The following is a 19,509-nucleotide window of genomic DNA, read 5'->3' as shown; positions in this document are numbered from 1 at the left end:
CGCTCTCGACCTCCTTCGGATAGACGTTGAAGCCCCCCGTGATGATGAGGTCCTTGCCGCGCCCGACGATATGGACGTAGCCTTTCGGGTCGATCTTGCCGAGGTCGCCGGTGATGAAGAAGCCGTCCGGCTTGATCTCCGCCTTCGTCTTCTCGGGCATGCGCCAATAGCCCTTGAAGACGTTGGGGCCGCGCACCTCGATCATGCCGACCTCGTCGGGGCCGAGGTCCCGGCCGCTCTCGGGATCGACCACGCGCAGCTCGACCTCCGGCAGCGGGAAGCCGACGGTGCCCGCGATGCGCTCGCCGGCATAGGGGTTCGAGGTGTTCATGCCCGTCTCGGTCATCCCGTAGCGCTCGAGGATCGGGTGGCCCGTCCGCGCCTCCCATTCCCGGTGCGTCTCGGCGAGAAGGGGGGCGGAGCCCGAGATGAAGAGGCGCATATGCGCCGTCGCCTCCTTCGTCAGGCCGGGATGCCTGAGAAGGCGCGTGTAGAAGGTCGGCACGCCCATCAGCGCGGTGGCGCGCGGCATGAGGCGCATGATCTCGTCGGCGTCGAATTTCGGCAGGAACAGCATCGAGGCATCGGCCAGGAAGACGATGTTCGAGGCCACGAAGAGCCCGTGCGTGTGGTAGATCGGCAGGGCGTGGATCAGCACGTCGCCCGAGGTGAAGCGCCAGTAGTCGCGCAGCGTCAGCGCGTTGGAGACGAGGTTGCGATGCGTCAGCATCGCGCCCTTCGAGCGGCCCGTCGTGCCGGAGGTGTAGAGGATGGCCGCGAGGTCGTCGGGCTGGACCACGGCGGTCGGGAAGGCGTTGGACTGGTTGGCGGCGAGATCGGCCAGCGATCCGCGCCCGCCCGCATCCAGCGTGTCGACCGCGACCTTGCCGGCAACGGCCCGGACGGCCTCGGCCTTTGCCGGATCGCAGACCACGAGGGCGGGCTCGGCATCGCCGATGAAATACTCGACCTCCGCCCCCGTATAGGCCGTGTTCAGCGGCAGGAAGGCCGCCCCCGCCCGCAGGCAGCCGAGATAGAGGACGAGCGCCTCGACCGATTTCTCGACCTGCACGGCGACGCGGTCGCCGGGCGCGACGCCGCGCGCCTGGAGCGCATTCGCCATCCGCGCGGCCGCGAGGATGAGGTCGTCATAGGTCCATTTGCGTCCGGCGCTCGTCTCGATGGCGACCTTCGAGGTGTCGGAGACGGCGTCGGACAGATGCTGGAAGAGATTGGCGTTCACGGCACGGACTCGCGGAGCTTGAAGCGCGTCGGATGCTCTAGAGCATTTTCAAGCGAGGTGGACCCGGCTCGCGTGAAGAAAATGCGGCCGGGCCCGGAAAAGAGGCGATTCAGGCGACCTCCCTGGGCGCCTCCTCGGCGCGCAGGAGCTTCCTGACGCGCGGGGCGGCGATCACCTTTCCCTTCTCGGCATAGGCTTCGTGGTTCTTCTCGATCTCATCGAGATCGTAGAGATAATTGACCATCAGGCCGTGCGCCGCCTTCAGCCCCTTGGCCGAGACGTCGCCGAGGAAGTTCAGATGCTCCAGCCTCGCGCCGTTGCCGAGATGGAAGCGGGCGACCGGATCGATCGGACGGCCCTTCGGGCTCCGGGCCCGCAGGAAATAGGCCGCCGCAGCGGCGAGCGCGACATCCCGCACGCGGCTCGCGGCGGCGGAATCGGCATGCCAGCCCTCCTGGTCGAGAACGGACAGGGCCTCCTTCGCCTGCGCGTTGAAATAGCGCGAATGGTCGAGGCCCCGCTCCCGCCTCAGCCAGCGCGCGAAGCCGGGCACGGGGGAGAGGGTGACGAAGGTCTTCAAGTCCGGCAATTCGCGCTTCAGCTCCTCGGCCACCTGCTTGATCAGGAAATGGCCGAAGGAGACGCCCTTGAGCCCCTTCTGCGTGTTCGAGATCGAATAGAAGACGGCCGTGTCGGCCTCCTCGGCGCGCTGCGGGGCGCGGGCGGAATCGAGCAGCGGCGCGATGGCGTGCGGAATCCCCGAGGTCAGCGCCACCTCGACGAAGATCAGCGGCTCGTCGACGAGTTGCGGATGGAAGAAGGCGTAGCAGCGCCGGTCCGGCGGCTCGAGCCGGCGGCGCAGGTCGTCCCATCCCTCGATCGCATGGACCGCCTCGTAGCGGATGATGCGCTCGAGGATATTGGCGGGCGTGGTCCAGTCGATCGGCCGCAGGACGAGGAAGCCGCGGTTGAACCAGGAGGCCAGGAGATGCGCGAAATCGCGGTCGACCTCGGCGAGATCCGGCCGAGATCCCAGATGGGACAGAAGCTCCGCCCGCATGTGCACCAGCGCCGCCGTGCCGCCCGGCGCGAGGTTGAGGCGGCGGATCAGTTCCTGGCGCCGGGGCTCGGCGGCGGCCTGCAAGGCTCCCGTCGCACGGGGATTCGGATCGGCCTGGTAATCGGCGACGGCGCGCGCCAGCCTCTCGCTGTCCGGCCCGAAGCGGTCGGCGAGAGCCGTCAGGAAGGCGAGCCGCTCCGCCAGGGGCGCAAAGGCATAGCCGTCGAGGAGGGAGGCGGCGATCGCGACGCCCGAAGCCTCGCCCCGGCGCGACAGCAGCGCCTCCCCGAGATCGGCGAGGTCGCCGGTCCGCAGCGCGCCGCGCGGCCGGCCGATCCAGGACCGGCCGCGATCGCCGAGCGTCTGCATCAGGTCGTTGAGGAACGAATTCGCCATGACACCATCCCGGCTTCATCACGGTCTCTGCGGACGAAAGTCCATCCTCGCAGGCTTCGCAGCCCCGGGGAACGGCCCTCGCGCCTGCGGAGTTCCACGCTCGGTTCGCACTCGGTTTCCCTCATGGCCAAATCCCCTTCGGCGAAACTCGCCTCCTACCGCGCCAAGCGCGACTTCGACCTCACGGCCGAGCCGGAAGGGCGGGAGAGGCGGAACCGCCGCGGCGCCGCCCTGGCCTTCGTCGTCCAGAAGCATGCCGCGCGCCATCTCCATTACGACCTGCGCCTCGAACTCGACGGCGTGATGAAGAGCTGGGCCGTCGCCAAGGGTCCGAGTCTCGTTCCCGGCGAGAAGCGTCTCGCCATCCATGTCGAGGACCATCCCCTCGACTACAATTCCTTCGAGGGCGTCATTCCCGCCGGCCAGTACGGCGGGGGCACGGTCCTGCTCTGGGACCGCGGGTGCTGGCTGCCCGAAGGCGATCCGCGCGAGGGCTACGAGAAGGGCCATCTGGCTTTCCGCCTCGAAGGCGAGAAGCTCAAGGGCGGCTGGCATCTCGTGCGGATGAAGCAGCGGCCCGGCGAGCGGCGCGACAACTGGCTCCTGATCAAGCAGGAGGACGGACATGCGCGGCCCCCGGATGCTCCCGACATCCTGGAGGAGGAGCCGCGATCGGTGGCGAGCGGACGCACCATCGAGGAGATCGCAGCCGGCGCGGCCGGCGCGGCGCCGGCCGAGGTCGCCGGCCTGCGGCTGACCCATCCCGATCGGGTGCTGTGGCCGGACGAGGGCATCACGAAGCGGGACCTTGCCGAATTCTACGAGGAGGTGGCAGGCCACCTGCTGCCGCATATGTCCGGACGTCCCCTGGCGCTGGTCCGCTGTCCGCAGGGGATCGCCGGGACCTGCTTCTTCCAGAAGCATCCCTGGGCCGGGCTGAGCGACCATATCCGCCACGAGACGATCCGGGACGAGGCGGGCGAAGAGGAGGAGATCCTGTTCGTGCGCGACCTGCCGGGTGTCGTCGCGCTCGTCCAGGCGGGCGTGATCGAGATCCATCCCTGGGGAGCGACGATCGCCGACGTGGAGAATGCCGACCGGATCGTCATGGACCTGGATCCGGGCGAGGGCACGCCCTGGGAGGCCGTGGTCGCGGCCGCGAGGGAGGTCCGGGAGCGGCTCTCGGAGGCAGGCCTCGAAAGCTTCGTCAAGACGACCGGCGGCAAGGGGCTGCATGTCGTCGCGCCCCTGACTGGGCCGGCACCCTGGCCCGCGGCGAAAGCCTTCGCCAGATCTCTCGCCGACGCGATGGAGGCGGACGATCCGCGCCGCTACGTCGCGACCGCCTCGAAGGAGGCGAGGCGCGGTCTCGTCTATGTCGATTACCTGCGTAACGGCCGCGGCGCGACCGCGGTCGCGCCCTACTCCGCCCGCGCGCGGCCGGGCGCCCCCGTCGCGGTGCCGCTCGCCTGGGGGGAACTGGACGACTCCCTCCGGCCCGCCCTGCTTTCCGTCAGGACCGTGCCGAACCGCCTGAAGACCCAGGGATCGGACCCCTGGCGCGACCTCGCGAAGCTGCGCCAACGGCTGCCTGGCGGCCCCTCGCCGCGCGCCGGGCGAGGCAGATCCTGATACCGTACCAAGGGGCGCCCTCGGGGAACCGGGCCGGCGACCCTTCCGTTCGCCCCGCAACACGACCGAACGGAGAAACACATGACCAAGATCGTCGACGACGAGCGGGCCCGGCAGGCCAGGCCCGGCAGGCCCGTCCTGTATGTCCTGGCCGGGAGCCTCCTCCTGGCGGGGCTCTATCTAGTCTCCATGATCGGCTGGAGCGGCTTGAGCCCGACGCCTCCGGCCACGCAGACGCAGTCCCCCGCTGCGACGGACACCTCCCCGAGCCGCTGAGCGGCCTTCGGACATCCTGCGGCTGGGGAATTTTGCGCGACACGAGAGCCGGCCTTTATTGTCGCTCGCGAATCGGCCGCTGCAGGGGCGCCTGGAAGGGCGCCCCGACCTTTTGGGATGTCATGACCGCGCTGACGGCTCTCCGGCGGGCATTGCTCGCCTTCACCCTGGGCCTGACGATCCTGGCCGCCACGGCGAGCGCCCAGGCTCCGGCCGGACATCCCGCGGCCGCGGCCAAGCCGGTGCAGGCCGCGGCTCCGGCGGCGGGGATGCCATCTCCCCAGCCTGCTCCCCAACCCGCCCCCGCCCCTCCGCCCTCGCCCGAGAACCAGGCCCTGATCGCCAGCCTCGACGAGTCGCGCAAGATCATCGAGGACATCGAGGCCAGCGCCGGCAAGCCGGACGTCTCCGACAAGGAGCTTCAGACGCTTCGCAGCCGCCTGGACCCGCTGACCGACCGGCTCCGCGCGCAGATCTCCGTCATCGAGCCCAAGCTCGACGCGGCACGGGTGCGGCTGAACCAACTCGGCCCGAAGCCGAAGGACGTCGCGGAGGGGGCGGACGTCGCCCGCGACCGCTCCGAGCGCGAGCAAGCCGTCTCCGAGCTGGACGAAAGCCTCAAGATCGCCCGGGCCCTGTTGGTCCAGGGCGAGCAGTTGACGAGGCAGATCAGCGACCTGCGGCGCGCGAATTTCGCGCGCGCGATCTTCCAGCGCAGCTATTCCATCCTCAGCCCGGATCTCTGGCTCTCCGCCATCAAGTCCTCGCCCCGCGACCTGCTCGCGCTGCACCAGCTTGCCGGCGACATCTGGTGGCAGCTCGAATATCGCGCCTCGCCTTCCAGCCGCCTCCTCTTCGGCCTCGCCCTCGCGGCCGGCCTCATCCTTCATCTCGCCCGGCGCCGGATCGTGCCGCGCATCATCCTGCGCAATCCCGCGGCCTCGGGGATCAAGCCCGGCCGCCAGCTTCGGGGGGCGCTCCACACCCTCCTCATCGAGACGCTGCCGGCCGTGCTGGCGAGCCTCATCGTCTACCAGGCCCTCATCTCGCTGGATCTCGTCCCGTACCGCGCCCTTCCCCTGGCCTGGGCGATCCCCGCGGGGGTGGCCTTCCTCGCCTTCGTCAAGGCCCTGATCGACGCCATCTTCGCTCCCGATGCTCCCGCCTGGCGGCTGGTCCAGATCCCGGAGCGGATGGCGGGCGCGATCCTGGATCTCGGCACGATCTTCGCCGCGGTGATCGTGGTCGGCCGGATTCTCGATGCGCTCAACCAGTCGATCGCCGCCGCCTTTCCCGTCACCATCGCCGCGAAGGGCATCGTCGCGATCCTGGCCGCGGCCGTGCTCGGCCTCCTCCTCCTGCGCCTTTCCGAGCAGGAGGCGGATGCTTCGGACGAAGCCTCCCTCGGCCCCTATGTCCCGACGGCCTCCACGGTCTCCGCCCCCGTCCGCACGGTGGGCTGGATCGTCGTCGCGACGGTCGCGGTCGCCTCGGTCGCGGGCTATGTCGCCTTCGCCACCTTCCTGCTGGACCAGATCCTGTGGATCAGCTCCATCGCGGGTCTCCTGTTCCTGGCGCTGCGGCTCTGCGACCATTTCGTCGCCGGCACGCTCTCGCGGGACAGCCGCCTCTCGATGGCGCTGCAATCCAATCTCGGCCTGCGCAAGAAGGCCCTCCAGCAGATCGGCCTCATTGCGAGCGGCGCGCTCAAGATCGACCTGTGGCTCGCCGCCGCGATGCTGGCCCTCGCGCCCTGGGGCATCGAATCGGGCGATTTCACCACGAGCCTCAAGGCCGCCTTCTTCTTCGGCATGAAGGTCGGCGGCGTCACCATCTCGCTGTCGAGCGTGGCCCTGGCGCTGCTGCTCTTCGGCGCCGTCATCGGCGTGACCCGCCTCCTGCGGAACTGGCTGAACGCGACCTTCCTGCCCACGACCGACCTGGATGCGGGCCTGAGGAACTCGATCGCCACCGCGACGAGCTATCTCGGCTTCTTCCTGGCCATCTCCGCCTCCTTCGGCTTCCTCGGCCTGTCGCTGGAGAAGATCGCGATCGTCGCCGGCGCGCTCTCGGTCGGCATCGGCTTCGGCCTCCAGTCGATCGTCAACAACTTCGTCTCGGGGCTGATCCTGCTATGGGAGCGGCCGATCAAGGTCGGAGACCTCGTCGTGGTCGGCGGGGACGAAGGCTATGTGCGCCGGATCAGCGTGCGCGCGACCGAGATCGAGACCTCCGAGCGCTCGACGATCATCGTGCCCAATTCGAGCCTGATCTCGGGCACGGTGAAGAACCGCATGCGCCAGGACGTGACGGGACGCGTGGTCATCCCGGTCAAGGTGCTGCGCAGCCAGGACGCGGCGCGGGCCGCCGAACTGCTCGCCGCGGAGGCCGCCGCCCATCCCAGCGTGCTGAAGGAGCCTCCGCCGCGCGTCTTCTTCAGGAAGATCGGCGAGACCTGGCTCGATTTCGACCTGATCTGCATCGTCCCCGACATCGCCATCAAGTCGCGGGTCGAGAGCGAGCTGAACTTCGCCATCCTGACATCGCTGTCGGCGGAAGGCATTTTTCCGCCGCTCGGGCCGGACAGCCGCAATATTCTCGGCCTCGAGCCCGTCCAGGACGCGCTCCGGGCGATCGCCGCCGCCATCGCCGCGCGGGAGCAGACGAAGGAGCATCCGGAGGACAGGAACCCGTGACGATCACCGCGTCCACGCCGGAACGTCGCTCGCGCAGATGGCCTATTCGGGATAGATTTCGACCCCGTCCGGCGTCGGCCTGTTGAAAAGGATCATGACCAAAGGGTTTCCGGGCTCGGACATGGCATCGCTGCGCTGGCCCATCACCACTCCGGCGACCGCGCTCGCATATTCCGCGACCACTTCGCCGAAGCTGTTGCGCTGAACGGCCACTTTCTGCCCGGGCTCGACCCTGTCGTCGAGCTTGACCAGATGCTCGACGATTCCCCCCTCGGTGGCCAGGATCGGGAAGCCGCTATTGCCGACGAAAACCGTCATGTCCTTGGCCGTGCGGCCCATCGGTCCGGCGACGATGCCGTGATGCTTGAGGACGTTCATGGTGCCTTCCACGAACAGCTCGATCATCCCGGGGTTCAGGACGCGCGCCGCGCCGATTTCCGGCGTGAAGGCCGGGATTCCCGCATCGATGAACGCGTTGTGCAGGACGGTGGGATAGGCATGCTTCGGCATGTCGAAGATCTGGCCGACGGGATAGAGATCGAGCATCGCCTTGACCTCGGGCCTGCCCGTCTCGCCGATATTGAATGCGGCGACATCGAATCCGGTTGTTCCGGTATGGAAATCGATCGCGGCATCGGCGTTCGGCCGCAGCAGCCGGTTGAACAGCAGCCCGGCATGGCGGCTCGGCGCGGTCAGGCCGTTCTCGTTCCCGGGCCATTCCCGGTTCATGTCGATCAGATCGATGCCCCTGCCCTGATTGGGCCACCGGCGCTGCATGCTTTCCAGAGCAGGGCGCGACACGTCGGTGACCGCCGTCACCGTGCCCGACATCTGCGCCGGATCAAGCCGGTTCATCACGGTCTGGACCGTATGGATGGAACTCATCTCGTCGCCGTGCACGCCGCTCGTCAGAACGACGCGCTTGCCCGGCTTCGCCCCCCTGGCGACCGTCACGGACACATACCAATGCTGTCCGGTGGGCATCTCCACGCCCTGAAAATACAAGAGGTGCTTCCGCCCTGCCTCCAGGTCGTTCACATCGAGCGCGCTGACGACTTTTTTCCCGCCGATCGTGTCGCCGGTATAGATGGTCCCCGATCCCGAACCGGCGGACACCGCGGCCTTCTGCGCAGCGGCGGTGCCGGCCACGAGAGCAGCCGGCGCACCGACCGTTGCGATCATGAAGTCCCGGCGAGCGAGACGGCCCGTGGTCTTTTCCGACATGATCGATCCTCCGTCATTGTGAAACGCAGCGTCGTACACCGATGGTCGCGTCGATCACAGAATCCCGCACGGCTTCACCCGGCGTCCATGGCGCGGGCTCTCGTTGCGCGAGACCCGGATTTGATGACATGAAGCAGCGATGAGCCAGCCGGCCCCGGGCTCCGATTTTCTCTCCCGCGTCCCGACCTTCGGCGATTTCGCGCGGATCGCCGAGACGGGCGCCTATGCCCCGCTCCCGGGCGACTGGCTCCTCGGCTGCGCCGATATCGTCGGCTCGACCCGGGCCATCCAGGCGGGGCGCTACAAGACGGTCAACATGGCGGGCGCCGCCGTCATCGCCGCCCTCTCGAACGAGGTCTCGCAGCGCCCGTTCCCCTTCGTCTTCGGCGGCGACGGGGCGAGCTTCGCCGTGCCGCCCGAATGGGCCGGGGAGGCGCGCCGCGCCCTCGCCGCCACCGCGACCCTCGTGCGGGAAACGTTCGGCCTCGATCTGCGCATCGGGCTGATTCCCGTCGCGGAGGTGCGGGCAGCAGGGCTCGACGTGCGCCTCGCCCAGTTCGCCGCCTCGCCCAACGTCTCCTATGCGATGTTCGCCGGCGGCGGACTCGCCTGGGCCGACGACCAGCTCAAGGCCGGCCGCTACGCGATCGAGCCGGCGCCGCCCGGCGCCCGGCCGGACCTGACCGGCCTCTCGTGCCGCTTCGACGCGATCCCGGCACGGCACGGGATCATCCTGTCGCTGATCGTGCGGCCCGCCCCGGCGGGCGACCCCGAGCGCTACCGCCGCCTGATCGTGGAGATCCTGGACCTCGTCGCGCGCAGCCAGGACGAAGGCCGGCCGGTCCCGGCCGGAGGGCCGCCCTTCGGCTGGCCTTCCTCCGGCCTCGGGATCGAGGCGAGGATGGCGGGGAGCCGCGGCCCGCGCCTGCTCGCGCGGCTGCGGCTTCTCGCCTTCACGGCCGTGAGCTATGTGCTCTTCCGCTTCCGGCTCAAGCTGCGCGGCTTCGATCCGGGCATCTACATGGCAGACCTCGTGGCCAATTCCGACTATCGCAAATACGATGACGGCCTGCGCCTGACGATCGACGCGACGCCCGCCCTCGTCCGGCAGATCGAGACGCGCCTCGCGGCCGCCGCCGCGGCCGGGGAGGCCCGCTACGGCCTCCACCGCCAGGATGCGGCGCTGATGACCTGCATCACGCCCTCTCCGCTGCGGCGCGACCATGTCCATTTCATCGACGGCGCGGCCGGCGGCTATGCGGCCGCCGCCGCCGGCCTGAAGGCGGCTTCGTGATCCTCGCCTCCCCCTGGCCGGCGGATCTCGGCCGGCGGGTGCTCGTCATGGGCGTCCTGAACGTGACGCCGGATTCCTTCTCGGACGGAGGCCGCTTCGACGCCCTCCCGGCGGCCCTCGCCCAGGCCCGCCGGATGGTCTCGGAAGGAGCCGACATTCTCGATATCGGCGGGGAATCCACCCGTCCGGGCCATGCGCCCGTCCCGGCCGAGCAGGAACAGGCCCGCATCCTGCCGGCCATCCGCGCGCTCGCGCCCGCGATCGGGGTGCCCGTCTCCGTCGATACCTGGAAGGCCGCGACCGCCGAGGCCGCGCTGAGGGCGGGCGGGCGCATCGTCAACGACATCTGGGGGCTTCAGCGCGATCCCGACATCGCCTCGGTCGCGGCAGCGCACGGGGCCGGCGTGGTCGCCATGCACAACCGCGAGAGCGCCGACGCATCGCTCGACATCCTTGACGAGATGAAGCGCTTCTTCGAGCGCACGCTCGCCATCGCGCGCCGGGCCGGCATCCCGGACGGCCACGTCATGCTCGATCCGGGCATCGGCTTCGGCAAGACGCCGGACCAGCAGCTCGACGCCCTGCGCCGGCTCCCGGATCTCTGCGCGTTGGGCTTCCCGGTCCTGGTCGGCGCCTCGCGCAAATCGGTCCTCGGGCGGCTCGCCCCGCGCGAGACGCGGCCCGACGAGCGGCTCATCCCTTCGATCGCGGCCCATGTGATCGCGGCGCAGCTCGGCGCGGCGGCCGTGCGGGTCCACGACGTCGCCGCGCATCGTGAGGCCCTGCGCGTCGTCGAGGCCGTGCGGGCCGGCTCGGTGGCTCGGCCGTGAGCGGCGATCGGATCATCCTCGAGCGCATCGCCGTCTTCGCCCATCACGGCGTGCTGCCGGAGGAGCGGAAGACGGGCCAGCGCTTCTACGTCTCGCTCGATTGCCGCCTCGACCTCTCCACGGCGGGGGCGAGCGACGACCTCGCCGACAGCGTCAGCTATGCCGATCTGGCCGAACGCGCCGCCGCCATCGCCGGATCGCGGCGCTTCTTCCTGATCGAGGCCCTGGCCGAGGCGATCGCGCGCGACGCCCTCGACGCCTTCCCCCGGCTTACGGCGGTCACGGTGCGGGTGGACAAGCCGGGAGCGCCCATTCCGGCCTTGCTCGATGGCGTCGCGGTCGTGGTGACGCGCTCCCGTGCCTGAGCGGGACGCCTGGCTCTCGCTGGGGAGCAATCTCGGCGACCGCGCCGCGAACCTCTCGGCCGCCCTCACCGCGCTGCGCGCCCTGCCGGGCCTTTCAGTCGGGGCCGTTTCCGGCCTCTACGAGACGCCGCCCTGGGGCGATACCGACCAGGGCCCGTTCCTGAACGCTGCCGCGGCCATCCGAACGTCGCTCGCGCCCCATGCGCTGCTCGACGCCGCGAAGGCGACCGAGAAGCAACTCGGCCGGACCGAGACCCGGCGCTGGGGACCGCGCGTCATCGATATCGACATCGTGCACATGGCGGGCGTCGCGCTCTCGGACGAACGCCTGACCCTTCCCCATCCCCACTGGCACGATCGCGGCTTCGTCCTCCTGCCGCTGGCGGAGATCGCGCCGGAGCTGGTGATCGGCCAGCGGAGTGTGGCCGCCGCCCTCGCCGCCTGCGACGTGTCGGGAATCCGGCGGCCCGAACCGCCATGACGCGCACCGTCCGCTCCCCCTCCCCCCGCTTGCGGCGGGGAGGGCAATTCCCGCGCAGATGCGTGACCCTTCCCGCCCCGCACGACTCGCCCCATATTCGCGCATGGCCAAAGCTCCGAGGGTTCCGGCCGATCCGGCCCAGAAGACGCGCGCACGCGCGCAGCCCAAGGCGACCAAGCCCGAGCTGAAGCCGCTCGACGAACATCTCGCGACCCTGCTCAATCCCGCCATCGGCCGCGGCGAAGCCTCGCCGGCCCATCTGTCGCCGCAGAAGCCACGGCGCAGGAAGCCGCCGCCGGCCCCCGGCTTCGGCGAGGCGCCGCAGGCGGGCTACGCGGCGGGGCCGGTCACGGCGATCGATCCGGCTCTGGCCGAGACCCTCGTCCTGGACGCCCGCGAGGGCGCCGCGGACGGGGAGCCCGACGGGGACGAGACCGCCCTCCCGTCCTCGACCGGCGTATCGGCCACCGTCGCCGCCCTCTCGGCCCTGCTGGAGAGCGGCAATCCGCTGTTCAAGCACGGCAAGCTCTGGACCCCGCACCGGCCCGAGCGCCCCGAGAAATCCGAAGGCGGCATCCGGTTCAAACTCGTCTCGGATTACCAACCCTCGGGCGACCAGCCGAGCGCCATCGCCGAGCTGGTCGCGGGCGTGAGGGCGCTGGAGCGTGACCAGGTGCTGCTCGGCGTCACCGGCTCGGGCAAGACCTTCACCATGGCCCAGGTCATCGCCGAGACGGGCAAGCCCGCGCTGATCCTCGCACCGAACAAGACGCTCGCCGCCCAGCTCTACGGCGAGTTCAAGTCGTTCTTCCCCGAGAACGCGGTCGAATATTTCGTCTCCTACTACGACTACTACCAGCCCGAAGCCTACGTCCCGCGCACCGACCTCTATATCGAGAAGGATTCGTCCATCAACGAGCAGATCGACCGCATGCGCCACGCGGCGACCCGCGCCCTGCTGGAGCGCGACGACGTCATCATCGTCGCCTCGGTCTCCTGCATCTACGGCATCGGCTCGGTCGAGACCTACACGGCCATGACCTTCGCGGTGACGCTGGGCGAACGCATCGAACAGCGCCAGCTCATCGCCGACCTCGTCGCCCTGCAATACAAGCGCGTCCAGGGCGATTTCGCGCGCGGCACCTTCCGCGTGCGCGGCGACACGATCGAGATCTTCCCGGCCCACCTGGAAGACCGGGCCTGGCGCATCTCCCTCTTCGGCGACGAGGTGGAGGGGATCGCCGAGTTCGACCCGCTCACCGGCACCAAGACCGCCGACCTCAAATTCGTGAAGATCTACGCGAATTCCCACTACGTCATCCCGCGGCCAACCTTGCAGCAGGCGTCGCGCATGATACGCGAGGAACTGCGGCAGAGGCTCGACGAGCTGAACCGGATGGGCCGCCTGCTCGAGGCGCAGCGCCTCGAGCAGCGCACGACCTTCGACCTCGAAATGATCGAGGCGACCGGCTCCTGCGCCGGCATCGAGAACTATTCGCGCTATCTCACCGGCCGCCGCCCCGGCGAGCCGCCGCCGACGCTGTTCGAATACGTGCCCGACAACGCGCTGATCTTCGCCGACGAAAGCCACGTCACCATTCCGCAGATCGGCGCGATGTTTCGCGGCGACTTCCGCCGCAAGGCGACGCTGGCCGAATACGGCTTCCGCCTGCCCTCCTGCATGGACAACCGCCCGCTCCGCTTCGAGGAATGGGAGGCCATGCGCCCGCAGACCGTCCACGTCTCGGCGACGCCCGGCCCCTGGGAGATGGAGCGGGCGCAGGGCGTCTTCGTCGAGCAGGTGATCCGCCCGACCGGGCTGATCGACCCGCCGGTCGAGGTGCGGCCGGCGCGATCGCAGGTCGACGACGTGCTGGGCGAGATCCGCGAGACCGCGCGGCGCGGCTACCGCTCGCTCGTCACCGTCCTCACCAAGCGCATGGCCGAGGACCTCACCGAATACCTGCACGAGAACAAGGTGCGGGTGCGCTACATGCACAGCGACATCGACACGATCGAGCGCATCGAGATCATCCGCGACCTGCGGCTCGGGGTCTTCGACGTGCTGGTCGGCATCAACCTCCTGCGCGAGGGGCTGGACATCCCCGAATGCGCGCTCGTCGCCATCCTCGATGCGGACAAGGAAGGCTTCCTGCGCTCGGAGACCTCGCTGATCCAGACGATCGGCCGGGCCGCCCGCAACGTCGAGGGCAAGGTGATCCTCTACGGCGACACGGTCACCGGCTCCATGGGCCGCGCCATCGCCGAGACCGAGCGGCGGCGCGAGAAGCAGCTCGCCTACAACACGGAGCACGGGATCACGCCGGCCTCGATCAAGCGCGGCATCGCCGACATCCTGGAGAGCGTCGCCGAGCGCGACCATGTCCGCGTCGAGACCGGGCTCGCCGACCAGGCGGTCACGATCGGCCACAATCTCAAGGCGGTCATGGCCGATCTCGAGAAGCGCATGCGGGCGGCGGCGGCCGATCTCGATTTCGAGGAAGCCGCGCGCCTGCGCGACGAGCTGAAGCGCCTCCAGATGACCGAGCTGCAACTCGGCATCGACCCCAAGGACGGGGAAGGCCGCGGCGCCGGGCGCGCGGTTCCGGCCGGCCCCGGCCTGCCGAAGCCCGGCCGCGACAGCCGCGCCCGCAAGCCCACCCTCGACGAGATGGGTCCCCACGTGCACGAGTTGCCGGCCCATGCGGGGCCCCTGCCCGCGCGGCCGCCCGCCTATTCCACCGCAGGCGCGGCCGGGCAGAAGCCGAAATGGAAGGGCCGGAAGCGGAGCTGAGGATGACGGGCAAGGGGCGATGGGGCGCCCCCTGTCATCCCCGGGCGCTCCGCAGGCGTGGGAAGGGGATCCAGAGGGCTCGCATGCGGCTCCGGATTCTCTTCGGGCCGCCGGAAATGACAAAGGAGAGAGCTTCACCCCATCGCGCTGTGATCACAGCCGTGCATGGCGGCGGGGAACCTTCCGGGCGATTGTAATGGCAGGGCCGGCGCGGCGATCCCGCGGATGCGAGAACTTGCGTGAACTGCCGCGAGGCCCCTCTGACCTGTTGCCGATCTGCTACGTCGGCTTGCAGGATGAGGGCCGGCTCCTCATTCGGCTTGCAAGTCCAGCCAGCTTGAGGTCACTTAAGAATCAGGCAAAGATGGGGCTTAGCAATGACGAAAAAATTCCTCCTGGGGGTCGCCGCGGGGGCGCTGATGGCGGGCTCCGCCTCGGCCGCCGATCTTTCGGCCGGCCCTGCGCCGCTCGTGGCGGTGCCGGTCTTCACCTGGTCCGGCCTCTATGTCGGCGCGAATGTCGGCTATGTCGGGAGCAACCGCACCACCACGGCCGGCTCTCAGAGCTACGTCAACACCAGCGTCGGCGGCGCGGCCTCTCTCGTAGCGTCGTCGGCGGTCGCCTCGAGCAACCGGGGATCGGACCTGTCCGCGATCCTCGGCGGTGGCCAGATCGGCTACAATTGGCAGTTCGGCTCGATCGTCGCCGGTCTTGAGACGGATCTCCAGGCATCGTCGCGCTCGAGCGAGACGACGCCGATCAACGTCCCCGTCACCGGCTACCCGAACAACCCGGTCCTGGGCTCGGCCACTTCCAGCCAGCGCTTCAACTATATCGGGACGGTCCGGGGCCGTCTCGGCTATACGGTGTTCGACAACCTGCTCGTCTATGTGACGGGCGGTCTCGCCTATGGCGAGAAGCAGACGACCCAGAGCCTCAACCTCGCTTTCGCCGGAGCCGGCTCGAACGTCGTGCCCTACGGAACCGCGTTCAGCCGCTCCAAGACCGAGACCGGCTACACGGTCGGCGGCGGCCTGGAATACATGCTCGACGCCAACTGGTCGGTGAAGGGCGAGGCGCTGTACTACGACCTCGGCAAGACCCGCAGCTCGACCGACTACAAGATGTTCCTGATCTCCCCGGCGCAGCAGTTCGGCGCGGTCAACGTCGCGGGCTCGACCGACAACAAGGGCGTGATCGCCCGCTTCGGCGTCAACTACAAGTTCTCCAGCTGGTAGGACTTGGCCGGGCGGCCCCTCGCCGCCCTCCTTCTCCTCTCCTCGACGGCCGCCCTCGGGCGGCCGTTTTGTTTCCGCCTTCCCGTTCCCGGGCGGATTCATCCCGGCACGCTCACGCGAGGCGCTGGAGCATCAACGCGTCGAGGAGGTGGTCGAAGCCTCTCTCCTTGAAGCCGAGGATGCGGATGTCGGGGCGGTGCTCCACCTGCCGCATCAGCCAGGACGGCGAGGCCCAGCTCGAGCCGTAGCTGCGCCCGTACAGCCGGGTCCAACTGTTTACCTGGACATAGCCGAAGCCGCGCCGCGCATAGCGTCCCTCGATCGCCGAGCGGGGCCCGCTGGCGCGGTAGCGCCCCCGGCTGAGCCAGGTCGCGGCCGGGCTCCACCAGGCGCGCGCCCGCAGGCCGGCCTCGACATCGCGCCCCTGCGCCTCCGCGGCCCAGCTCCGTCCCGTGGTCGTCAGCACCAGCACCCCGCCCGGCGCCAGCGCGCCGAGCAGGACGTCGAGGGCGCGCACATACAGCGCCTCGTCGAAATGGGTCACCAGCGAGCCCACGAAGACCAGGTCGAAGGTCTCGCCCAGGGGAGCGGTGAAATCCGCGCTCGCCGCGACGGGCCGGACGCCGAATTGCCGCGTCACCGCCTCCACCTTCCCCTCGTCCACATCGGCGACCGAGATCTCGGCCTCCGGGAAGAACCGGACGAGATGTCGCGTGACGCGCCCGCCGCCGCAGGGCAGGTCGAGGATGCGGCCCGGCCTCGTCCGCCCCGAAAGGAGCATGGCATCGGCCAGAAGCTCGAGCGCCTTCAGTCCGACGAGGCGGTAATGCTCCCTCCCGTCCGGCGTATCGACCAGCATGTCGTCGCAGGGATCGATCCGCATATCGACCTCGGAGGCGAGATAGGCATGCCAGCGGGCCGCGCAGGCCCCCAGCGCGTCGGCCTGCGAATCGCCTTCAGGCGTGCAACCGACGAGACGAGGGGGGCGCGGCGCAGGGAGCAACAACAGGACCTCTTCGAGGATCGGGCCGAAACCTTCCGTAGGGACAAGGAAGCGCTGCCGCAATCAAGCTGCAACACGGCATATGCATCCTCCGCGATACGCAATTCGCAATCCCGGCGCACGGCCCTTCGCGGCCTCGCCGCTCGACGGGATGCCGGGAGCGGAATCGGCGGGAGAGGATCAATGAAGCACTTCGTCATCATGCTGGCCGCCGCCGCGGCCCTGGGTGCCGCCACCACCGGCGCCATGGCCGTTCCCGGCCCGGCGGGCGGCGGCCTCGGAACGGGCGCCGGCGAGAATCCGCTTCTCCAGGACGTGCGCGTGTTCTGCTACAACCGCTATACGGGCCGCTTCCTGCACTGGGGCCACTGCGCCCGCTCCCGGCCCGTCTATTATTCGCGCCCGCGCGTCTATTGCCGGAACCGCTATACGGGCCAGTTCCTCTATTGGGGCCACTGCCGCCGCTAGAAAGACGGTTCCCGCTTCCCGGAAAGATCACGCCGAAGCGAAAGACAGACCGGGGGCCGGCCATCTTGCTTCGGCCATAGCCCCCGTCGTCGGTCCGGCTCGCCGGCGTCTGCTTCGAGCCGTCTCCCCCCCTCGGAGCCAGGGCTATCGCATATGGCGTCGACGGTCCGCGCACCAACCCTCCCCCCGCTTGGGGAGGGTGGACTCGGCCAAAGCCGAGCCGGGTGGGGGGCGGCTCCGCCTACCGACAGGCGGGGCATTCGCATCGACGCCCCCACCCCGGTTCGCGCCTTCGGCGCGACTCGGCCCTCCCCGCCGCAAGCGGGGGGGGGGTTGGTGCGGCGGAAACCGCCATAGGCGATAGCCCTGCCATCGAAGCGGGCGTCGTCGAGACGGCCGGGCTCGTCGAACGAAAGCGGCAAGGCCCGCTCCGATGGGGGCAGCCGTCTTTATTTCTCCGCGCGATCCGTTACTGACCGATCCGACGTCGAGAGGCTGGATCATCTGTTGACGCGCGCCGATGCCGATCCGAGCGACAGCCCCCCTGTCCGGGATCTCCTGCGCGCGCCCGATGCGGGCGCCTTCCCCCTCGGTCCGCGGAGCACGTGGCCGGCGGCCCTGAGAGGTGCCCTCGATCTGGTCCTGGCGGCGCCGATGCCGATCGTCCTGTTCGCGGGCCCCGATTTCGTCGCCCTCTACAACGACGCCTTCGCGCCGACGATCGGCCGCGAGCACCCCGCCGCTTTCGGCCGCCCTGCGGCCGGGCATTGGGCGGGGCTGTGGGAGGATCTGCGCCCGCTTCTGCGCGCCGTGCGCGAGACCGGCCAGGCCGCGGTCGCGCGAGACCGGCCCTTGCGCGTGGGAGGCTACCCCGAGACGGCCTGTTTCGACATCGCCTGCTCGGCGGTGCCGGAGGAGGATGGCCGTATCTGCGCCGTCCTGTGCATGATCGAGGAGACGACCGGCCGCGCCCTCGCCGACCGGCGGCTGCGCGAGAGCGAGGCGCGCTTCACCGAGCACACGCGCGAAAGGGACCGCATCTGGCAGGTCAGCCGCGATCTCCTCGGCGTCGCGACGCTCGAAGGCATCTGGCTCAACGTCAACCCGGCCTGGACGCGCGTCCTGGGCTGGGAGGTGGACGAGATCGTCGGCCGGACCTTCGACTGGCTGCACCATCCCGACGATCTCGATCCGACGCGCCGCGAGATCGCCCGGCTCGAAGCCGGCGAGACGACGCTCGCCTTCGAGAGCCGCCTCCTGACCCAGGAGGGCGGCTATCGCCGCCTCGCCTGGACGGCGATCGCCGTCGAGGACCGGATCTATGCCGCGGCCCGCGACATCACCGAGCAGCGCGCCCTGGAAGACCGTCTCCACCAGGCGCAGAAGATGGAGGCGGTCGGCCAGCTCACCGGCGGCATCGCCCATGACTTCAACAACATGCTGGCGGTCGTCATCGGCAGCCTCGACCTCCTCGAGCGGCGCCTGGCGCGGGGGAATACCGATATCGGCCGCTATGTCGCCGCCGCGATGGACGGGGCGACCCGGGCCGCGGCGCTGACGCAGCGCCTGCTCGCCTTCTCCCGCCGCCAGCCCCTCGATCCCGAGCCGGTCGACGCCAACCGGCTCATCGCGGGCATGGCCGACCTTCTGCGGCGCACGCTGGGCGAGCCCGTCGGCATCGAGACCATCCTGGCCGACGGCCTCTGGCGGGCTACGGCCGATCCGAGCCAGCTCGAGAACGCGATCCTCAATCTCGCGGTCAATGCGCGCGACGCCATGCCGGGCGGCGGCTCGCTGACCATCGAGACCGGCAACGCCCTGGTCGATGACGACTATGCCCGCGAATACGAGATCGCGCCGGGGCAATATGTGCTGATCGCCGTCACCGATACCGGCATCGGCATGACGCCGGAGGTGCTGGCGAAGGCGGTCGATCCCTTCTTCACCACCAAGCCCATCGGCAAGGGCACCGGCCTCGGCCTGAGCCAGGTCTTCGGCTTCGCCCGCCAGTCCGGCGGCCATATCAAGATTTTCTCGACGCCCGATATCGGCACGACGGTGATGTTCTACCTGCCGCGCGCCGCCGACGAGCCCGATCCGGGCACCGCGGCCCGCCCGAGGGAGGCGGCGCCCCGCGGGGCTTCCACGGAAATCGTGATGGTGGTGGAGGACGAGGAGCGGGTGCGGACCTATTCGGTCGAAGCCCTGCGCGAGCTGGGCTATACCGTCATCCCCGCCGCGGACGGGCGCGAGGCGCTCGCCGCCATCGCAGCCGGCCAGGATGTCACCCTCCTCTTCACCGACATGGTGATGCCGGAAATGAGCGGGCGCGAACTCGCCGAGCAGGCGAGCGCCCTCCTGCCGGACCTCAAGGTCCTGTTCACGACCGGCTACGCGCGCGAGGCGATCTGGCGCGAGGGAACGGCGGAGAGCGGCCTCGCCGTCCTGCCGAAACCTTTCGACATCGAGCAGCTCGGCGCCAGGATCCGCGGCGTGCTCGACACCTGAG

The 19,509-nt window shown here is 69.6% G+C and carries 15 protein-coding genes; 11 read left to right on the top strand and 4 right to left on the bottom strand.

Annotated elements, in window-relative coordinates; translation table 11 throughout:
- Together PKD06_RS10440 and PKD06_RS10435 are read right to left on the bottom strand one after the other, a co-directional pair.
- Positions 1 to 1,243 (bottom strand): malonyl-CoA synthase (locus tag PKD06_RS10440; protein WP_324380110.1); only part of this gene is annotated, 1,243 nt, incomplete at its 3' end.
- 109 nt (positions 1,244 to 1,352) lie between these two features.
- Positions 1,353 to 2,699, bottom strand: a complete 1,347-nt coding sequence (locus PKD06_RS10435; protein ID WP_324380109.1) for a malonyl-CoA decarboxylase — start codon at positions 2,697 to 2,699, stop codon at positions 1,353 to 1,355.
- 123 nt (positions 2,700 to 2,822) lie between these two features.
- Here PKD06_RS10435 and ligD point away from each other — a divergent pair, with 123 nt between their 5' ends.
- The 3 genes from ligD to PKD06_RS10420 all read left to right on the top strand — a co-directional run bounded on the left by ligD (position 2,823) and on the right by PKD06_RS10420 (position 7,303).
- Entirely contained in the window at positions 2,823 to 4,331 is a 1,509-nt protein-coding gene (gene ligD / locus PKD06_RS10430) for a non-homologous end-joining DNA ligase (RefSeq protein ID WP_324380108.1), read from the top strand.
- Between the two features lie 81 nt (positions 4,332 to 4,412).
- Positions 4,413 to 4,607, top strand: a complete 195-nt coding sequence (locus PKD06_RS10425) for a hypothetical protein (RefSeq protein WP_324380107.1) — start codon at positions 4,413 to 4,415, stop codon at positions 4,605 to 4,607.
- 122 nt (positions 4,608 to 4,729) lie between these two features.
- Entirely contained in the window at positions 4,730 to 7,303 is a 2,574-nt protein-coding gene (locus PKD06_RS10420) for a DUF3772 domain-containing protein (protein ID WP_324380106.1), read from the top strand.
- Positions 7,304 to 7,345: 42 nt separating this feature from the next.
- On the opposite strand, the gene PKD06_RS10415 is transcribed toward PKD06_RS10420, so the two are convergent.
- Positions 7,346 to 8,527, bottom strand: coding sequence for a succinylglutamate desuccinylase/aspartoacylase family protein (locus tag PKD06_RS10415; RefSeq protein ID WP_324380105.1), 1,182 nt, complete (start codon positions 8,525 to 8,527; stop codon positions 7,346 to 7,348).
- 139 nt (positions 8,528 to 8,666) lie between these two features.
- Here PKD06_RS10415 and PKD06_RS10410 point away from each other — a divergent pair, with 139 nt between their 5' ends.
- The 6 genes from PKD06_RS10410 (at position 8,667) to PKD06_RS10385 (ending at position 15,529) form a co-directional block, all read left to right on the top strand.
- Positions 8,667 to 9,821 (top strand): DUF3095 domain-containing protein, encoded by a 1,155-nt coding sequence (locus PKD06_RS10410; RefSeq protein ID WP_324380104.1) that lies wholly within the window; start codon positions 8,667 to 8,669, stop codon positions 9,819 to 9,821.
- A gap of 47 nt (positions 9,822 to 9,868) precedes the next feature.
- On the top strand, positions 9,869 to 10,651 hold the full coding sequence (gene folP, locus PKD06_RS10405) for a dihydropteroate synthase (protein ID WP_324380112.1): 783 nt from the start codon (positions 9,869 to 9,871) through the stop codon (positions 10,649 to 10,651).
- Positions 10,648 to 11,016: a dihydroneopterin aldolase gene (gene folB / locus PKD06_RS10400; RefSeq protein ID WP_324380103.1), complete on the top strand. Its 369-nt coding sequence runs from the start codon at positions 10,648 to 10,650 to the stop codon at positions 11,014 to 11,016. Before folP ends, folB begins: the two co-directional genes overlap by 4 nt.
- Positions 11,009 to 11,497, top strand: a complete 489-nt coding sequence (gene folK, locus PKD06_RS10395; RefSeq protein WP_324380102.1) for a 2-amino-4-hydroxy-6-hydroxymethyldihydropteridine diphosphokinase — start codon at positions 11,009 to 11,011, stop codon at positions 11,495 to 11,497. The genes folB and folK overlap by 8 nt, the downstream gene beginning before the upstream one ends.
- A 58-nt stretch (positions 11,498 to 11,555) precedes the next feature.
- A complete protein-coding gene (gene uvrB, locus PKD06_RS10390) occupies positions 11,556 to 14,291 on the top strand; it encodes an excinuclease ABC subunit UvrB (RefSeq protein WP_324380101.1) in 2,736 nt (911 codons plus the stop codon).
- Positions 14,292 to 14,668: 377 nt separating this feature from the next.
- Entirely contained in the window at positions 14,669 to 15,529 is an 861-nt protein-coding gene (locus PKD06_RS10385; RefSeq protein ID WP_324380100.1) for an outer membrane beta-barrel protein, read from the top strand.
- A gap of 112 nt (positions 15,530 to 15,641) precedes the next feature.
- Here PKD06_RS10385 and PKD06_RS10380 read toward each other — a convergent pair whose 3' ends face one another.
- The gene (locus PKD06_RS10380) at positions 15,642 to 16,535 is read right to left on the bottom strand and encodes a class I SAM-dependent methyltransferase (protein ID WP_324380099.1); all 894 of its coding nucleotides are present in this window, start codon (positions 16,533 to 16,535) and stop codon (positions 15,642 to 15,644) included.
- 180 nt (positions 16,536 to 16,715) lie between these two features.
- Here PKD06_RS10380 and PKD06_RS10375 point away from each other — a divergent pair, with 180 nt between their 5' ends.
- Together PKD06_RS10375 and PKD06_RS10370 are read left to right on the top strand one after the other, a co-directional pair.
- Complete coding sequence (locus PKD06_RS10375; RefSeq protein ID WP_324380098.1) at positions 16,716 to 17,000, top strand: hypothetical protein; 285 nt, start codon at positions 16,716 to 16,718, stop codon at positions 16,998 to 17,000.
- A gap of 507 nt (positions 17,001 to 17,507) precedes the next feature.
- Positions 17,508 to 19,508, top strand: a complete 2,001-nt coding sequence (locus PKD06_RS10370) for an ATP-binding protein (RefSeq protein WP_324380097.1) — start codon at positions 17,508 to 17,510, stop codon at positions 19,506 to 19,508.
- Position 19,509 lies beyond the last annotated feature (1 nt).

The sequence above is a fragment of the Enterovirga sp. genome (assembly GCF_035325185.1).
Lineage (GTDB): Bacteria > Pseudomonadota > Alphaproteobacteria > Rhizobiales > Beijerinckiaceae > Enterovirga.
This window is presented reverse-complemented; position numbering and strand designations above follow the sequence as displayed.